The organism is Pseudomonas sp. PDM30 (assembly GCF_019218985.1).
In the GTDB taxonomy this organism is placed as follows: domain Bacteria; phylum Pseudomonadota; class Gammaproteobacteria; order Pseudomonadales; family Pseudomonadaceae; genus Aquipseudomonas; species Aquipseudomonas jessenii.
The window spans coordinates 82212-98367 of sequence record NZ_JAHUWM010000014.1 but is presented as its reverse complement, the minus strand read 5'-3'; the positions used below and the strand labels follow the sequence as shown (position 1 = coordinate 98367).

17 protein-coding genes are annotated in these 16156 nt (G+C 62.2%); 11 read left to right on the top strand and 6 right to left on the bottom strand.

Features of this window, described 5'->3' with window-relative positions; translation table 11 throughout:
• Nucleotides 1–72: 72 nt before the first annotated feature.
• From KW840_RS26220 to KW840_RS26195, 6 genes are all read right to left on the bottom strand, one after another.
• Complete coding sequence (locus KW840_RS26220) at nt 73–738, bottom strand: response regulator transcription factor (protein ID WP_057715204.1); 666 nt, start codon at nt 736–738, stop codon at nt 73–75.
• 57 nt (nt 739–795) lie between these two features.
• Nucleotides 796–1353, bottom strand: a complete 558-nt coding sequence (locus KW840_RS26215) for a PQQ-dependent catabolism-associated CXXCW motif protein (RefSeq protein WP_057715203.1) — start codon at nt 1351–1353, stop codon at nt 796–798.
• A 223-nt stretch (nt 1354–1576) separates the two neighbouring features.
• A complete protein-coding gene (locus KW840_RS26210; RefSeq protein ID WP_057715202.1) occupies nt 1577–2368 on the bottom strand; it encodes an ABC transporter permease in 792 nt (263 codons plus the stop codon).
• Nucleotides 2365–3096 carry an ABC transporter ATP-binding protein gene (locus KW840_RS26205; protein ID WP_218498255.1) on the bottom strand — a complete coding sequence of 244 codons (732 nt, stop codon included), beginning with the start codon at nt 3094–3096 and terminating at the stop codon, nt 2365–2367. The genes KW840_RS26210 and KW840_RS26205 overlap by 4 nt, the downstream gene beginning before the upstream one ends.
• A complete protein-coding gene (locus KW840_RS26200; RefSeq protein ID WP_090454965.1) occupies nt 3093–4052 on the bottom strand; it encodes a YVTN family beta-propeller repeat protein in 960 nt (319 codons plus the stop codon). Before KW840_RS26200 ends, KW840_RS26205 begins: the two co-directional genes overlap by 4 nt.
• A gap of 30 nt (nt 4053–4082) precedes the next feature.
• Complete coding sequence (locus tag KW840_RS26195; RefSeq protein ID WP_218498254.1) at nt 4083–5267, bottom strand: ABC transporter substrate-binding protein; 1185 nt, start codon at nt 5265–5267, stop codon at nt 4083–4085.
• Between the two features lie 210 nt (nt 5268–5477).
• On the opposite strand from KW840_RS26195, the gene pedF reads away from it, so the two are divergent.
• The 11 genes from pedF to pqqE all read left to right on the top strand — a co-directional run bounded on the left by pedF (nt 5478) and on the right by pqqE (nt 15940).
• Nucleotides 5478–5939: a cytochrome c-550 PedF gene (gene pedF / locus KW840_RS26190; protein ID WP_057715198.1), complete on the top strand. Its 462-nt coding sequence runs from the start codon at nt 5478–5480 to the stop codon at nt 5937–5939.
• A gap of 3 nt (nt 5940–5942) precedes the next feature.
• Nucleotides 5943–6818: an ABC transporter substrate-binding protein gene (locus KW840_RS26185; protein WP_218498253.1), complete on the top strand. Its 876-nt coding sequence runs from the start codon at nt 5943–5945 to the stop codon at nt 6816–6818.
• A gap of 10 nt (nt 6819–6828) precedes the next feature.
• Nucleotides 6829–7590 carry a quinoprotein dehydrogenase-associated SoxYZ-like carrier gene (locus KW840_RS26180; RefSeq protein WP_090454968.1) on the top strand — a complete coding sequence of 254 codons (762 nt, stop codon included), beginning with the start codon at nt 6829–6831 and terminating at the stop codon, nt 7588–7590.
• A 16-nt stretch (nt 7591–7606) separates the two neighbouring features.
• On the top strand, nt 7607–8545 hold the full coding sequence (locus KW840_RS26175) for a quinoprotein relay system zinc metallohydrolase 1 (protein WP_218498252.1): 939 nt from the start codon (nt 7607–7609) through the stop codon (nt 8543–8545).
• A 276-nt stretch (nt 8546–8821) separates the two neighbouring features.
• Nucleotides 8822–10597, top strand: coding sequence for a PQQ-dependent methanol/ethanol family dehydrogenase (locus tag KW840_RS26170; protein ID WP_218498251.1), 1776 nt, complete (start codon nt 8822–8824; stop codon nt 10595–10597).
• Nucleotides 10598–10836: 239 nt separating this feature from the next.
• Entirely contained in the window at nt 10837–12357 is a 1521-nt protein-coding gene (locus KW840_RS26165) for an aldehyde dehydrogenase family protein (protein WP_218498250.1), read from the top strand.
• Between the two features lie 256 nt (nt 12358–12613).
• A complete protein-coding gene (pqqA, locus tag KW840_RS26160; RefSeq protein ID WP_003253598.1) occupies nt 12614–12685 on the top strand; it encodes a pyrroloquinoline quinone precursor peptide PqqA in 72 nt (23 codons plus the stop codon).
• A gap of 55 nt (nt 12686–12740) precedes the next feature.
• Nucleotides 12741–13655 (top strand): pyrroloquinoline quinone biosynthesis protein PqqB, encoded by a 915-nt coding sequence (gene pqqB, locus KW840_RS26155; RefSeq protein WP_218498249.1) that lies wholly within the window; start codon nt 12741–12743, stop codon nt 13653–13655.
• Nucleotides 13656–13798: 143 nt separating this feature from the next.
• Nucleotides 13799–14551 carry a pyrroloquinoline-quinone synthase PqqC gene (pqqC, locus tag KW840_RS26150; RefSeq protein ID WP_057715191.1) on the top strand — a complete coding sequence of 251 codons (753 nt, stop codon included), beginning with the start codon at nt 13799–13801 and terminating at the stop codon, nt 14549–14551.
• Nucleotides 14548–14820: a pyrroloquinoline quinone biosynthesis peptide chaperone PqqD gene (gene pqqD, locus KW840_RS26145; protein WP_218498248.1), complete on the top strand. Its 273-nt coding sequence runs from the start codon at nt 14548–14550 to the stop codon at nt 14818–14820. The genes pqqC and pqqD overlap by 4 nt, the downstream gene beginning before the upstream one ends.
• Entirely contained in the window at nt 14798–15940 is a 1143-nt protein-coding gene (gene pqqE / locus KW840_RS26140; protein WP_218498247.1) for a pyrroloquinoline quinone biosynthesis protein PqqE, read from the top strand. The genes pqqD and pqqE overlap by 23 nt, the downstream gene beginning before the upstream one ends.
• Nucleotides 15941–16156 lie beyond the last annotated feature (216 nt).

Genomic DNA, 16156 nt, shown 5'->3' with positions numbered 1-16156 from the left:
CTCGCTCCCACAGGGACAGCATCGTACCTGTGGGAGCGAGCTTGCTCGCGATGAGAGCGACGCGGTCTTGACTCAACGCCGCAGATAAGACCCGAAATCAATATCCCCGGCACTCAGGATCGCCTGCACCCGGTTGTGCACGTTGAGCTTGCGCAGGATCGCGGAGACATGGGCCTTGACCGTGGTCTCGGCGATTTCCAGGGTGTAGGCGATCTGCTTGTTCGATTCGCCCTTGGTCATGCGTTCCAGCACCTGCAGTTGTTTGCGGGTCAGGGCCTGAAGCAGTTCGGGCGGGAAGCCCGGGGTGTCGTTCATCCGCCGGTGGGTACTGCTTTTGGCGGTGCGGATGATGTCCGGGGGCAGGTAGACATTGCCATTGAGAATCTGCTGGATGGCATCGGTCATCTGGGTACGGGGTGAAGACTTGGTGATGAAACCCACCGCACCGTAGGTGATGGCTTGCAGCACGATCTGTTTGTCCTGCTCGGCGGAGACAATCACCACCGGAATGGTCGGCGCTTCGTTACGCAGGTTGATCAGGCCATTGAGCCCGTGCATGCCGGGCATGTTCAGGTCGAGCAGGATCAGGTCCAGGTCGTCGTGTTCCTGGGTCAGCGCCAGGGCGCTGTCCAGGTCGGCGGTTTCCATCACTTCGGTGCCGGCAAAACCGTCGCTGATGACGTTGTGAATGGCTTCGCGAAACAGCGGGTGATCGTCGGCAATCAGGATTTTGTACATGGCCTTTCACCTCATTATTTTGATTATGGTGTGGCAACTACACGCACGCGTAAAGCTTCAGGGAAAGGGTTCGGGGCTGGCTGGCGAAACCGGCAGATTGGCCGCTTGCCAGGCGTCCAGGCCATCGCGATACCAATACAGAGTCTTATAGCCCATGGTGGCTGCGCGTTTGACCGCATTCCAGCTCAACCAGCAGTCGGAGCGGCAGTAGAAGACCAGCGGTCGCGTCGGGTCGCCGCCAGTCAGTGATTTCAGGTTGCGGGAAAAGTAATCCTGCCAGGCGGGCGTCAGGTCACCGTCGCCGGTATTGGCCAGCCAATGGCTGCCGGGCAGGTTTTCATGGGGCTGGTCTTCGATGAACTGCCCTTGCAGCCACTGACGGCGGTAGACATCGATCAGCACCGGGCGCGGGGTTTGGCCGAGCAGGGTTTGCAGGGCGGGGGTGTCGATGATGGTTGCGCCTTGCAGTTGTTCCGGCGTCGGGCTGCGGTACAGGCCGATGCGATAGCCGTCGGTGGAGAACAGCGCCGTGTCGGCCTGCGCGGTGCTCAACAGCAGGCCCAGCGACAGGGCGGCGAGAGTAGGGCGCAACAGGCAACGTCGGGCTCGCGGCATGGGTTCGGTCCTTATAGTTATGGACCTATTACATGCCAGTCGGGGGGCGTTGGGAATGCGACGATAGACAGGAAAACCAGTACTAAAGTAGTAATTCTCCCTGTTCAATGAAGATCCCCCTGTGGGAGCGGGCTTGCTCGCGAAAGCGTTGTGTCAGTCAACTTATTTATTGAATTTGCCGCCGCCTTCGCGAGCAAGCCCGCTCCCACCGGGGATTGTGGTGTTAGCTGGCTTTGCGCAAGGCAGCATGCTGCGGGTTGAAGGTCAGCACGGCGAGCAGCGCGAACAGCAGCGTCAAACCCGCACACACCGCCAGCGCCAGCGGATTGAAGCGTTCATACAGGGCGAAGCGCACCAGTTCCACCGCATGGGTAAAGGGATTCACCGCGCACAGCCAATACAGCCACTGGCTGGCCTCGCGCATCTTCCATAGCGGATACAGCGCCGATGACAGGAAAAACAGCGGGAAGATCACGAAGTTCATCACCCCGGCAAAGTTCTCCAGCTGGCGGATCGCGTTCGACAGCAACAGGCCCAGTGCGCTGAGCATCAACGCCACCAGCAACAGGGCCGGCAACGCCAGCAACAGGCCCATGGCCGGTGGCCGCACGCCGTAGACCCAGGCAATCGCCAGGAACGCATACACCTGCAACAACGAAATCAGCGACGTGGCCACCAGTTTGCTGCACAGCAGAAAGGTTCGGGGCAGGGGGCTGGTCAGCAGCACGCGCATGCTGCCCATCTCGCGGTCGTAGACCATCGACAGTGACCCCTGCATGCCGTTGAACAGCAGGATCATGCAGGCCAGCCCGGGAATGATGTAGACCTCGTACGGAATGTAGGTGTCGTAGGGCTCGATGATCGCGATTCCCAGTGCCGCGCGAAAACCGGCGGCGAACACCAGCAGCCACAGCAGCGGCCGCACCAGGGCGCTCAGAAATCGGGTGCGTTGCAGCACAAAGCGCAGCCATTCGCGCAGCACGATACCGCGCAAGCATTGCCAGTAAGCGTTCATTGGACAACCCCTGATGTCGTAAGGCGAGTGAAGGCCGAGCCGAGATCGCCGCCGTGCTCCAGGCTCAGGGTGTCGGCCTGCCCACTGGCCACCAACCGGCCTTGATGCAGGATCAACAAGTCATCGCTGGGCTGTACTTCGTCGAGCAGGTGGGTGGTCCAGAGCACGCTGATGTGCTCGTCGCGACACAGGCTGCGGATGTGCTGGTTGAGCGCCAGGCGACTCGCCGGGTCGAGGCCGGCACTGGCTTCATCGAGCAGCAGCAGGCGCGGCTCATGCAGCAGGGCGCGGGCAATTTCCACCCGGCGACGATGGCCGCCATTGAGTTCGCGCACCCGTTCGCGGCGACGGTCGGTCAGGGCCTGACGGGCCAGTTCGACGTCGACCCGAAGGTCGGTCTGACGCCGGGACAGGCCATGCAATGCCGCGTGATAACGCAGGTTCTGCTCGACGCTGAGGTCCAGGTCCAGGGTGCTTTGCTGGAACACCACGCCCAATTGCCTGAGTGCCGGGCGTGCCGCGCTGCGCAATGAACAGCCACCGACGCGGATTTCGCCGTGCTGCAGATCATAGAGCCGGGTCAGCAGGGCAATCAGGGTCGACTTGCCGGCGCCGTTGGGCCCCAGCAGCGCGGCGAAACGCCCGGGTTCCAGGCTGAAACTCACCTTGCGCAAGGCCTCCCGGGAGCCGTAGGCAAAGCTCAGGTCGCTGACTTCAAGGGCGTTCATGGCGTCACCACCACGCCCCAGGGATAGCGCCCGACCTTCACCGATTTGCTGACCTTGAGGCTGTCGACATCGATCACCGAGACATCGCCGCTGACGCCGTTGGTGGCCAGCAGTTGCTTCTGATCCGGGGTGAACGCCATCTGCCAGACCCGTCGACCCACCAGCAGGTAATCGAGAATCTCGAAAGTCTTGGCATCGATCACCGCCACATGATTGGCCGGGCCCAATGCGACGAAACCGTACTTGCCATCGGCGCTGAGCTTGATGCCGACCGGCTGGACCTTGTCCGGGTGCACGCCCTTGATCTGGAAGTTAAGGGTCTTGAGCACGGTACGGCTGGCCACATCGAGAATGGTCACGGTGCCGCCGATTTCCGCCGAGGCCCAGAGCTTCGCGCCATCGGGGGAGAACTCGACGAAGCGCGGGCGCTGGTCCACCAGGGTGCTGTCGGCCAGGGTCTGGGTGCTGGTGTCGATCCAGTGCAGCATGTTGGTGGTTTCGCTGGTGTTGACCGCCCACTTGCCGTCGGGGCTGACGGCCATACCCTCGGGCTCGACGCCGACGTTGATCTGGCCGAGTACCTTGGAGGTCTCGGTGTCGATCACTGTGACCAGCGCATCGTCTTCGTTGGAGACGTACAACCAGCGATTGTTGGGGTGCAGGGCGAATTGTTCAGGGTCTTTGCCCGAGGGCAGTTCCTTGATGATCTTGCGCGTGGCCACGTCCATCACCTGGACCCGGTCCGAGTCGCTGGCGCAGATGTACAACAACTTGTTGTCATGGGACAGCAGCAGGCCGCGAGGGCGCTGGCCGACGGGCAGGGTGTCGGTGACTTGCAGGGTCTGCATGTCGATCAGGCTCAGGTTGTTGTCCTTTTCGTTGGAGACCCAGGCAGTGCTGGCAACGGCATTGCCAGCGGCGAGCAGCAAGGTGCAAGAGAGCAGGGTGCGGCGCATGGCGGATTCCTTGTTGTTGTGATGTTCGGATCAGGGAAAGCGGCAGCTGACCTCGGGCTTGTCGTAACCCAGGCTGTCCATCTCGTTGAACGGGTGCAAAAAGCCGTCCTGGGGTGAGGTGCTGACCAGCGCCCGGGGCTGGACAATGGGAATCGGCTGGCGCAACTGGCCATTCCACGACCGGTAGCTGAGCTTGCGACCCTTGAAACCGTCGAGCGGCAACTGATCGCTGATTTCAAGCGTACGGATCGCCATCGGCTCGGCCTGGCGCAGTTTGCTCACGGCGCTGGCGATACTGCGCACGGCCATCCATGCCGCGAAATCGCGGTCATTCATCCAGCGTCCGGTCAGGGCTTCAAAGCGTTTTTGCAGCTGCGCGGCGCCGTAGGTTTCCACGGTCTTGTGCCAGCCCACCGGGGTCAGGCCCTGGGTGCCGGCGACCGGGCGCGGGTACCAGGTCTGGTAGGGCACGTATTCACCGAAGTCGCCGCGTTCATCGGCCACCAGCACCACGTCGTACTCGGCGGTCTGGGTGAACAGCGGCATGTCGGCCTGGGCGCTGCGGCGTTGGTCGTTATCAAAGCTCCAGGGTTTTTCCGCCACCAGTTGCAAGCCGAAGCGCTTGGCGGCGCGGCGCAGGGCGGCGGCATAGGCTTGATCGTCCGGGGTCGGGCCGACAATCAGCAGCGCCCGCTGCCATTTGCGCAACACCAGAAACTGCGCCAGCGCATCGGCGAGCATCGCCCGGCTCGGCAAGGTGTGCAGCACGTTCGGCAGGCAATCGCTGGTGCGCAGGTTGTCGTCGGGGCTGCCGGCGTTGAACAGCAGACTATCGGGCAGTGCCGCACTCAATTGGCGCAGGCTGGTCGCGGGGGCATTCACCACAAACAGGCGCAGGCCCTGTTCATGCTGCACCTTTGCCGCTTCGAGCAAGGCCTCGGGGCTGTCGACACTGGCGCTGACCAGGCTGTAGCCGTGGTTGAGAAAACGCCCGGTGCTGTTGCTGTCGGTGATCGCCAGTTCGGCGCCGCGCAGCCCGGCATCGGTGGGCTCGGGGATGACGTTCGACAGCAACGGGCCGGCGTCGGGGCGATAACCCAGGTAACTGATCCGCACCTGCAAGGGCGCATCGGCGGCCTGACTCTGGGTGGCCAGGCCGGCGGCGCAGGCAATCGCCAGCAGGTAGATCAGGGCGTAAGGGATGAGCTGGCGCATAGGGCACTCCATTACAGGTAGCGCCAGCATAGGAAGCCCGCGAAGCTGAGGAAATATGCAGAAAGTACCGGTGGTGTCCATCCAGCGCCTTACTACCAAGGGACTAGGTAGCGACCACCAAAGCAGCATGGGGGCTGTGCGCAGGGCTTTCTAAGATGGCTGCCATAGCCTCTGCCAAGAGGTTTTGCGTGCAATCCAGAGGGCATAACAATGACAACAAAACGCAACGCCTTGCTCGTGACCGGGCTATTGGCCAGTTTGATCAGTGCAGGTTCCGTCTGGGCCCACGGCAATGTGGTGCCACAGGCTGTCGCCACCCAGGGCTTGACCCCGATCAAGGACGCCGGGGTGCAGCTCGATGCCGATGGCTGGGCCGCGGTGAACCCGTATCGCACCGCCCCGGAACACGACAAGGCAGTGGAAATCGGCGCCTCGGCCTATACCCAGAACTGCGCGGCCTGTCATGGCCTGGAAGCCAAGTCCGGCGGTATCGCCCCCGACTTGCGCATGCTCGATGTCGGCGAGGCGGGCGATGAATGGTTCGCCGAACGGGTGCGCCATGGCGCGGTGCGCGACGGTCGGGTGTACATGCCGAAGATGGCCGACTACCTGAGCCAGGAAGCCCTGTGGGCGGTGCGTACCTATCTGGACACTGTGCGCGTCGAGGAGTGACCCATGCGCCTGCTCGCGGTGTTGATCAGCGCTCTGTGGCTGTGCTGCCAGGCGGCGCAGGCGCAGGTTCGCAACTACGACGAAATGATCGCCGCCGGGGAGCTGAAGGTGGCGGTCTACAAGGACTTCGCCCCCTACAGTTTCGAAAGCGCCGGAAAGCCCCAGGGGGTCGATGTTGAACTCGCCGAGGCATTGGCCAAGGCACTCGGTGTGCGCCTGTCGCTGATCTGGGCACCGGCCGGGGAAAAACTCGATGACGACCTGCGCGACTACATCTGGCGTGCCAGTGCCTTGCACAACCAGCAACTGGCCGACCTGATGATGCGCGTGCCCTACGACCGTGACTACGCGCAGAAGCGCAACGAGTTCGGCGAACTGGTCAACGGCCAAGTGGTGATGTTCGGTCCGTACCAGAACGAACAATGGCAGGTGGCCTATGACCGCCGAAGGCTGTACAAGGTCGCCAGCGTCGCGGTGTTCGAGCATCACCCGATTGGTGTCGAAGTCGACAGTGTGCCGTCGTTCTACCTGACATCGGTGTTCAACGGCATGCTCGCCGGCAAGACCCATCACTATTCGGGCGTACCCCAGGCGTTTGCCGCGATGAAGGCCGGTGAGGTCGACGCGGTGATGGCCATGCGCGGCGAAATCGACTGGCAAGTGCACGAAGCGGCCGACCCGCAGCTGGCGCTGGCAGAAAATGCCTACCCGAACATGGGCAAGCAGCTCTGGGAAATCGGCATGGCGGTGCACGAAAGCAACCGTCAACTGGCCTATGCCGTGGAAGAGGCGTTGGAAGCGCTGATCCGCGACGGTTCGGTGAAGACCATCTACGGCCATTACGGCCTGCGTTACGACGTGCCCGAGATGTATCAATAAGGAGCAGGCGATGAAATGGCGAGGGAGTTGTCTGTTGGCCTGCTGGTTGAGCCTGGCGGCACAGGCTGGCGCTATCGATCCCGGCAAGGATCCGGTGCCATCGGTGATGTGGGCCTTCTACCATCAGCGGTTTCTGGGCAATGCGCCGTTCGTGTTCGATGAGCGGGTCAAGCTGCTGGCGCCGCCGTTTGCCGAAGATGCCCGGCAGGTGCCGCTGGAAATCGATGCCCGGGCGTTCAATGGCGAGGTGGTGAAAATCCTCGCCTGGGCAGAGCTGAATCCGTTGCCGAAAATCGTCGACTTCCAGCCGCTGAATTCGGTTTTGCCGTGGCTGTCTTTGCGCATTCGCATCGAACAGGCGACGCCCTTGCGCGCGGCGGTGTTGACCCGCGACGGCGTGTGGCATGTCGGCTCGACCCTGATTGACGCCGCGGGTGGCGGTTGCACCGCGCCGAGCGTGGTGCGGACTCAACCGGGCTGGGAGGAGCGCATCGGCGAAGTGCTCGGCGGCCGTTATCCCCGGGACGGGTTCAGCCGTTTGCGTATGCAGGTGGCCCATCCCATGGACAACGGCATGGTCAGCGGAATTCCGGAATTCTTCATCAACCATGCCGAACTGCGCGACCGCAACGAGCAAGTGCTGGCCCGGCTGGAGCTGTTCCCCGCGGTCAGCGAAAACCCCAACCTGGCCTTCGACATCGAAGGGGCAGGGCAAACGCGCCTGCTGCTACGGGACAACAGCGGCAATGAGTTCGATGCGTCGATCCCCTGACCCTAAGGAGCGTGGCATGCGCTGGATCCTGTTGATGGTGTTAAGCGTCAGTCTGCCGGCCCTGGCCGATCTCGAGTACTCGCTCAAGCCCCGGCGGATTGCCCAGGACACCTGGTTACTGGAAGGCAGCACCGATAATTTCGCCAAGGCCAACGGCGGCAACATCGTCAACACCGCGTTTATCGTCACTGAGCGCGGTGTGGTGGTGATAGACACCGGGCCGTCCAGGCGTTACGGCGAAGCGATGCGCAAGGCCATTGCCGCCACCACCGACAAGCCGGTGATCGAGGTCTTGCTGACCCATCATCACCCGGACCATGTGCTGGGTAATCAAGCCTTCACCGACGTGCCAATCGGCGCCTTGGCCGGCACCAGCGAGCTGTTACACCAGCAAGGCGATGCCATGGCGGAGAATATGTACCGGATGGTCGGCGACTGGATGCGTGGCACCGAAGTGGTGCTGCCCACCCAGGCGCTGACACCCGGCGTGAAAAGTTTTGGGAATCACGATCTGCGCTTGCTGAGCCTGGGTGGGCATACGGGCGCGGATCTGGCTATTCTCGACCAGCAAACCGGCGTGCTGTTTGCCGGGGACCTGGTGTTTTATCAGCGGGCGCTGACAACGCCCAACAGTCCAGGGCTGTCGGTGTGGCTGGCGGACATCGCGACCCTGCGAGGCTTGCCCTGGACGCAGATCGTGCCGGGCCATGGGCCGGTGTCGAGCGATCCACAACCCTTCGAGCAGATGCGCGATTACCTGACCTGGCTCGATCAGCTCATGCGCGACGGCGCGGCCAATGGCAGTGATATGGCCGAGATGATCCGCAGCCCCATCCCCGAACGCTTCGCCGGGATCAACCTGAACCGTTATGAACTGATCCGCAGCGTCAGTCATCTGTACCCGCGTTACGAGCGAGGGCAGATGAGCCGGGTGGATTCTGCCGCGCAAAAGTGAGCAAACACAGCCCCCCTGTGGGAGCGAGCTTGCTCGCGATGAGGTCCTGACAGTCAACATTGATGTCGGCTGATACGACGCCATCGCGAGCAAGCTCGCTCCCACAGGGGATCTATGTCTGGCACAAAGTTCGCGGCTCATCTCCTCCGACCCTGTACCAAGGAACTAGCAATCTCCTCATTGCGGGCAATTGTTGCCAGGGCAGCGGCGCCCAAGAATCTGCACCAGACCGGGAAAATTTTCCGGACATAACAAAAATCCGCAGAGGAAGCCGTCATGACCCAACCCGCACGTCGCCAGTCCTTCGTCTTGAGCCTGCTGCTCAGTGCCATGCTGTTGTCCGGCCAGGCATTGGCCGGGGTTTCCGACCAGGACATTCTCCAGGACCCGAAGAACCCGGAACAGGTCGTGACCAACGGCCTCGGCGTTCAAGGGCAGCGCTACAGCCCGCTGGATATTCTCAACGTCGACAACGTCAAGGAACTGCGCCCGGCCTGGGCGTTTTCCTTCGGCGGAGAAAAACAGCGTGGCCAGCAAGCGCAGCCGATGGTCAAGGACGGCGTGATGTATATGACCGGTTCCTACTCCCGGGTATTTGCCGTGGATGCGCGCACCGGCAAGAAACTCTGGCAATACGATGCGCGCCTGCCCGATGACATCCGCCCTTGCTGCGACGTGATCAACCGTGGCGTCGCGCTGTATGGTGACCTGGTGATTTTCGGCACCCTCGACGCCAAGCTCGTGGCGCTGAACAAGGACACCGGCAAGGTGGTGTGGAGCAAGAAAGTCGCCGACCACAAGGAAGGCTATTCGATCAGCGCCGCGCCGCTGGTGATCAACGGCAAGCTGATTACCGGCGTGGCCGGTGGCGAGTTTGGCGTGGTGGGCAAGATCGAGGCCTACGACCCGAAAAACGGTGATCTGCTGTGGACCCGGCCAACGGTCGAAGGCCATATGGGCTACGTCTACAAGGACGGCAAAGCGGTGGAAAACGGCATCTCCGGCGGCGAGGCGGGCAAGACCTGGCCGGGCGATCTCTGGAAAACCGGTGGCGCGGCCCCTTGGCTTGGCGGTTACTACGACCCCGAAACCAACCTGCTGTTGTTCGGTACCGGCAACCCGGCGCCGTGGAACTCGCACCTGCGCCCTGGCGACAACCTCTACTCCTCGTCGCGCCTGGCGCTCAACCCGGACGACGGCACCATCAAGTGGCACTTCCAGAGCACGCCCCACGATGGTTGGGACTACGACGGCGTGAACGAGCTGGTGTCCTTCAACTACAGCGAAGGGGGCAAGGAGATCAAGGCGGCGGCCACTGCCGACCGTAACGGTTTCTTCTACGTGCTGGACCGCACCAACGGCAAATTCATCCGTGGTTTCCCGTTCGTGGACAAGATCACCTGGGCCACCGGCCTGGATAAAACCGGCCGGCCGATCTACAACGAAGCCAGCCGTCCCGGTGCCCCGGGTTCCGAAGCCAAGGGCAGTTCGGTCTTCGTGGCGCCGGCGTTCCTCGGCGCGAAAAACTGGATGCCGATGGCCTACAACAAAGACACCGGGCTGTTCTATGTGCCGTCCAACGAATGGGGCATGGACATCTGGAATGAAGGCATCGCCTACAAGAAAGGCGCGGCGTTCCTCGGCGCCGGCTTCACCATCAAACCGTTGAACGAAGACTACATCGGCGTGCTGCGGGCCATCGATCCGAAAACCGGCAAGGAAGTCTGGCGCCACAAGAACTACGCGCCGCTGTGGGGCGGGGTGCTGACCACCAAGGGCAACCTGGTGTTCACCGGCACGCCTGAAGGCTTCCTGCAGGCCTTCAACGCCAAGACCGGCGAAAAGGTCTGGGAATTCCAGACCGGCTCCGGCGTGCTTGGCTCGCCCGTGACCTGGGAAATGGACGGCGAACAGTACGTCTCGGTGCTCTCCGGCTGGGGCGGCGCGGTACCGCTGTGGGGCGGCGAAGTGGCCAAGCGGGTGAAGGACTTCAACCAGGGCGGCATGCTCTGGACCTTCAAGCTGCCCAAGGACCTCGTCGCCAAGCATTAAACCTGTAGGAGCGAGCCTGCTCGCGATGGTCGTCAACGATAACGCTGGAAGCCTGATACCCCGCGGCGTTCTCGGGTTCATCGCGAGCAAGCTCGCTCCCACAGTGTTTTGTGTGAAACCTACGACCAAATAACGAGAGCCCCTCCTGCCAACGATGCATTCGTCTGGCGCGCGGGGCTCTCTAGTATCGGCGTATCGCCTGTCAGTACGACAGGCATCGACCCAGACAGAGGCCCACCATGATCTACAAACAACCCGGAACTCCAGGCGCCGTCATTACCTTCAAGCCGCGCTACGGCAACTTCATCGGTGGCGAGTTTGTCGCTCCGATCAATGGCGAGTACTTCACCAACACCTCGCCGGTCAACGGTGAAGTGATCGCCGAGTTCCCGCGCTCCAGCGCCGCCGACATCGACAAGGCCCTGGACGCCGCCCATGCCGCTGCCGACGCCTGGGGCAAGACCTCGGCCCAGGACCGCTCCCTGGTGCTGCTGAAAATCGCCGACCGCATCGAGCAGAACCTTGAGGTCCTGGCCGTCACCGAAACCTGGGACAACGGCAAGGCCGTGCGCGAAACCCTGAACGCCGACGTGCCGCTGGCGGCCGACCACTTCCGTTACTTCGCTGGCTGCATCCGCGCCCAGGAAGGCGGGGCTGCCGAGATCAATGAGCTGACCACGGCCTATCACTTCCATGAGCCCCTGGGCGTGGTCGGGCAGATCATTCCGTGGAACTTCCCGCTGCTGATGGCCGCCTGGAAACTCGCCCCGGCCCTGGCCGCCGGCAACTGCATCGTGCTCAAGCCCGCCGAGCAAACGCCGCTGTCGATCATGGTCTTCGCCGAGCTGATCGCCGACCTGCTGCCGGCGGGCGTGCTCAACATCGTCCAGGGCTTCGGGCGCGAAGCCGGCGAGGCCCTGGCCACCAGCAAGCGCATCGCCAAGATCGCCTTCACCGGCTCGACCCCGGTGGGCGCGCACATCATGCATTGCGCCGCCGAGAACATCATCCCGAGCACCGTCGAACTGGGCGGCAAGTCGCCGAACATCTTCTTCGAAGACATCATGAACGCTGAACCGGCGTTCATCGAAAAAGCCGCCGAAGGCCTGGTGCTGGCGTTCTTCAACCAGGGCGAAGTCTGCACCTGCCCGTCTCGGGCACTGGTCCAGGAGTCGATCTACGAGCCGTTCATGGCCGAGGTGATGAAGAAGATCGTCAAGATCAAGCGCGGCAATCCGCTGGACACCGAGACCATGGTCGGCGCCCAGGCTTCCGAGCAGCAATACGACAAGATCCTCTCGTACCTGACCATTGCCCAAGAGGAGGGCGCCGAGCTGCTCACCGGTGGCGCGGCCGAACGTCTGGAAGGTGACCTGTCCAGCGGCTATTACATCCAGCCGACCCTGCTCAAGGGGCACAACAAGATGCGCGTGTTCCAGGAAGAAATCTTCGGCCCGGTGGTGGGTGTCACCACCTTCAAGGACGAAGCCGAAGCGCTGGCGATTGCCAACGACAGCGAGTTCGGCCTCGGCGCCGGCCTGTGGACTCGCGACATCAACCGCGCCTACCGCATGGGCCGGGCGATCAAGGCCGGGCGCGTATGGACCAACTGCTACCACCTGTACCCGGCGCACGCGGCGTTCGGTGGCTACAAGAAGTCCGGCGTCGGTCGCGAAAACCACAAGATGATGCTCGATCACTATCAGCAGACCAAAAACCTGCTGGTGAGCTACGACATCAATCCGCTGGGGTTCTTCTAACCTCGCAAGAACACTGAAAAACCTGTGGGAGCGAGCTTGCTCGCGATGAGGCCGGCACATTCAACATCTCGGTTGACTGTTGCTCCGTCATCGCGAGCAAGCTCGCTCCCACATGGGTTTTGTGTTGCCAATGACTGCGCAACACCCCCTACCAAATCACCCCCAAAACTCCTTCGAAAGTAGCATTCGAGCACTCGGCGCCCCGTGCATTAATGGCTCTACCGGAATCACCCGGGCACAAGAAGAGGAATGACCCATGTGGACTAAACCCGCGTTTACCGATCTGCGCATTGGCTTCGAAGTGACGATGTATTTCGCCAACCGTTGATTGACCACCCGGCCAGCCGATGCGTTGGCCGGGCCTGCCTTCTGGAGCATCCGCCATGCACATCCGCGTTCTCGGTTCCGCCGCTGGCGGTGGTTTTCCGCAGTGGAACTGCAACTGCCGCCAGTGCGCCGGTGTGCGCAATGGCAGCCTGCGGGCCCAGCGCCGTACGCAGTCGTCGATTGCCCTGAGTGACGACGGTGTGGAGTGGGTGCTGTGCAATGCGTCACCGGACATTCGCGCGCAACTCGAGGGTTTTGCGCCGCTGCAACCGGCGCGCCGATTGCGTGACACTGCCATCGCCGGCGTCGTGCTGCTGGACAGCCAGATCGATCATTGCACCGGTTTGCTCAGCCTGCGCGAAGGCTGTCCGCATGACGTTTGGTGCACCGCGCGTGTGCATCAGGACCTGAGCAGCGGTTTCCCGTTGTTCAAAATGCTTGAACACTGGAACGGCGGATTGCAATGGCAACCGGTCGGCCTCGATCGCCAGCCGTTCGGCATCCCGGCCTGCGAGCATTTGCAATTTCGCGCGATTCCCCTGGTGAGCAACGCGCCGCCGTATTCACCCAATCGCGGCAACCCGCAACCGGGCGACACCATTGGCCTGTTCATAGAAGACCTGCGCAACGGCGCATCGCTGTTCTATGCACCGGGCCTTGGGCAGATCGACGATGAAGTGCTGGGCTGGATGCAGCGTGCCGATTGCCTGCTGCTGGACGGCACCCTGTGGCGGGACGACGAGATGCGTATCTGCGAAGTCGGCCAGAGCCTGGGCAGCGAAATGGGGCACCTCGCACAAAGCGGCCCCGGCGGGATGCTTGAAGTGCTGGAGGGTTTCAACCGCCAGCGCAAGGTGCTGATCCACATCAACAACACCAATCCCATTCTCGATGAAGACTCGGCCGAGCGGGCTTTGCTGGAGCGGCGGGGGATCGAAGTGGCTTATGACGGCATGAGTATTGAGCTGTAACCAAAGGCTCTATCGCGAGCAAGCTCGCTCCCACAATGGATTTCTGCAGTACATGAAATTTGTGTTCCCACCGAACACCTGCGGGAGCGAGCTTGCTCGCGATAGGGCCAGCGCAGGCACCGCAAAAATTCCCGGAGAACAAAATGACTGACACCCCCATGTCCCCCACAGAATTCGAAGCCGCCCTGCGCGCCAAGGGCGCCTACTACCATATCCACCATCCCTTCCACCAAGCGATGTACGCCGGACGCGCCAGCCGCGAGCAGATCCAGGGCTGGGTCGCCAATCGCTTCTATTACCAGGTCAACATCCCCCTGAAAGACGCTGCCATCCTGGCTAACTGCCCGGACCGCGATGTGCGCCGGGAGTGGCTGCAACGGATTCTCGACCACGACGGCGTCCCCGGCAGCGAGGGCGGAATCGAAGCCTGGCTGCGACTGGGCGAAGCCGTGGGCCTGGATCGCGAGCAGATCCTCTCCCAGGAGCTGGTGTTGCCCGGGGTGCGGTTCGCGGTGGACGCCTATGTCAATTTCGCCCGTCGCGCCTGCTGGCAGGAAGCGGCCAGCAGTTCGCTGACCGAACTCTTTGCCCCACAGATCCATCAGTCGCGACTCGACGCCTGGCCGACCCATTACCCGTGGATCGACGTCGCCGGCTACGACTATTTCCGCACGCGCCTGAGTCAGGCGCGGCGCGATGTCGAGCATGGCTTGCGCATTACCCTGGCGCACTACGTGACGGCCGAGGGGCAACAACGCATGCTGGAGATCCTGCAATTCAAGCTCGACGTGCTGTGGAGCATGCTCGATGCCATGAGCATGGCCTACGAACTTGCACGCCCGCCTTATCACACGGTCACCGGCGACAACGTCTGGCACCGGGGGATCGCCCTGTGAGCCTGATCAATCGCCAGCAGTCACCGGCCTTGCGTCGTGGTTTTCGTCTGCAATGGGAGCCCCGTCAGGATTGCTACGTGCTGCTGTACCCCGAAGGCATGATCAAGCTCAACAGCAGCGCCGGGCAGATTCTTGACCTGGTGGATGGTCAGCGCAGCGTGGCGACGATCATTGATCGATTGAGCGCGAATTTCCCCGGCGTACCCGGGATCGACGAAGACGTGCTGGCGTTTCTGGAGGTGGCCCATGCGCAATTCTGGATCGAGTGAGACGCTGCCCGGACCGCCGCTGTGGCTGCTCGCCGAGCTGACTTACCGCTGTCCGTTGCAGTGCCCCTATTGCTCCAATCCGTTGGACTTTGCCAGGCACGGCGAGGAACTGAGCACGGAAGAATGGATCCGCGTATTCCGCGAAGCGCGGGACATGGGCGCCGCGCAATTGGGCTTTTCCGGTGGCGAGCCGCTGGTACGTCAGGACCTCGCCGAGTTGATCAAGGCCGCCCGGGACATGGGCTACTACACCAATTTGATCACTTCGGGCATCGGCTTGACCGAGCAGAAGGTGCGCGACTTCAAGGTGGCCGGGCTGGACCATATCCAGATCAGCTTCCAGGCCGCCGACGAAGCGGTGAACAACATGCTGGCCGGCTCGCGCAAGGCCTTTGCCCAGAAACTCGCCATGGCCCGTGCGGTGAAAGCCCAGGGCTATCCGATGGTGCTGAACTTCGTCACCCATCGGCACAACATCGACCGGATCGCGCAGATCATCGAGTTGTGCCTGGAGCTGGAAGCGGATTTCGTCGAATTGGCCACGTGCCAGTTCTATGGCTGGGCTGAACTCAACCGCGTCGGCCTGTTGCCCACACGGGAACAATTGCAGCGTGCCGAGCGCATCACCAACGAGTATCGCCAGCGGCTTGAAGCTCAGGGCCACCCGTGCAAGTTGATCTTCGTCACCCCGGACTACTACGAGGAACGCCCCAAGACCTGCATGAACGGCTGGGCCAACCTGTTTCTTGACATCACCCCCGACGGCACGGCCTTGCCTTGCCACAGCGCCCGGCAGTTGCCGGTAGCGTTTCCCAACGTGCGCGAGCACAGCCTCTCGCACATCTGGAACGACTCGTTCGGCTTCAATCGTTTTCGCGGCGATGAGTGGATGAAGGAGCCGTGCCGCTCCTGCGATGAAAAGCACAAGGACCTGGGCGGGTGCCGCTGCCAGGCTTTCATGCTGACTGGCGATGCCAGCAATGCCGACCCGGTGTGCAGCAAGTCGCCACACCACGGCGTGATCCTCAAGGCCCGCGAAGAAGCCGAGGCGCCAGGGTTGGGGATCGAACACCTGACGCTGCGCAATGCGAAGACTTCACAGCTGATCTATCGCGGTTAGTCTGGCGACATAAATCCCCTGTGGGAGCGAGCTTGCTCGCGATGAGGTCGGCACAATCAACATTGATGTCGACTGTGATGCAGCTATCGCGAGCAAGCTCGCTCCCACAGGGGGTCTGCGGCGTTCGCAGAATAGGGCGGATGACCTTGGTCTGATTGCATTCGCAGCTGGATGGTTTAGTGTGGTTTCTACCTTCCAAAACAATAAAAACAGGCT

Bases quoted from the DNA above. Each gene is read 5' to 3' on its own strand.
- KW840_RS26220 (WP_057715204.1), bottom strand. From the start codon at position 738: ATGTACAAAATCCTGATTGCCGACGATCACCCGCTGTTTCGCGAAGCC.
- KW840_RS26215 (WP_057715203.1), bottom strand. From the start codon at position 1,353: ATGCCGCGAGCCCGACGTTGCCTGTTGCGCCCTACTCTCGCCGCCCTG.
- KW840_RS26210 (WP_057715202.1), bottom strand. From the start codon at position 2,368: ATGAACGCTTACTGGCAATGCTTGCGCGGTATCGTGCTGCGCGAATGG.
- KW840_RS26205 (WP_218498255.1), bottom strand. From the start codon at position 3,096: ATGAACGCCCTTGAAGTCAGCGACCTGAGCTTTGCCTACGGCTCCCGG.
- KW840_RS26200 (WP_090454965.1), bottom strand. From the start codon at position 4,052: ATGCGCCGCACCCTGCTCTCTTGCACCTTGCTGCTCGCCGCTGGCAAT.
- KW840_RS26195 (WP_218498254.1), bottom strand. From the start codon at position 5,267: ATGCGCCAGCTCATCCCTTACGCCCTGATCTACCTGCTGGCGATTGCC.
- pedF (WP_057715198.1), top strand. From the start codon at position 5,478: ATGACAACAAAACGCAACGCCTTGCTCGTGACCGGGCTATTGGCCAGT.
- KW840_RS26185 (WP_218498253.1), top strand. From the start codon at position 5,943: ATGCGCCTGCTCGCGGTGTTGATCAGCGCTCTGTGGCTGTGCTGCCAG.
- KW840_RS26180 (WP_090454968.1), top strand. From the start codon at position 6,829: ATGAAATGGCGAGGGAGTTGTCTGTTGGCCTGCTGGTTGAGCCTGGCG.
- KW840_RS26175 (WP_218498252.1), top strand. From the start codon at position 7,607: ATGCGCTGGATCCTGTTGATGGTGTTAAGCGTCAGTCTGCCGGCCCTG.
- KW840_RS26170 (WP_218498251.1), top strand. From the start codon at position 8,822: ATGACCCAACCCGCACGTCGCCAGTCCTTCGTCTTGAGCCTGCTGCTC.
- KW840_RS26165 (WP_218498250.1), top strand. From the start codon at position 10,837: ATGATCTACAAACAACCCGGAACTCCAGGCGCCGTCATTACCTTCAAG.
- pqqB (WP_218498249.1), top strand. From the start codon at position 12,741: ATGCACATCCGCGTTCTCGGTTCCGCCGCTGGCGGTGGTTTTCCGCAG.
- pqqC (WP_057715191.1), top strand. From the start codon at position 13,799: ATGACTGACACCCCCATGTCCCCCACAGAATTCGAAGCCGCCCTGCGC.
- pqqE (WP_218498247.1), top strand. From the start codon at position 14,798: ATGCGCAATTCTGGATCGAGTGAGACGCTGCCCGGACCGCCGCTGTGG.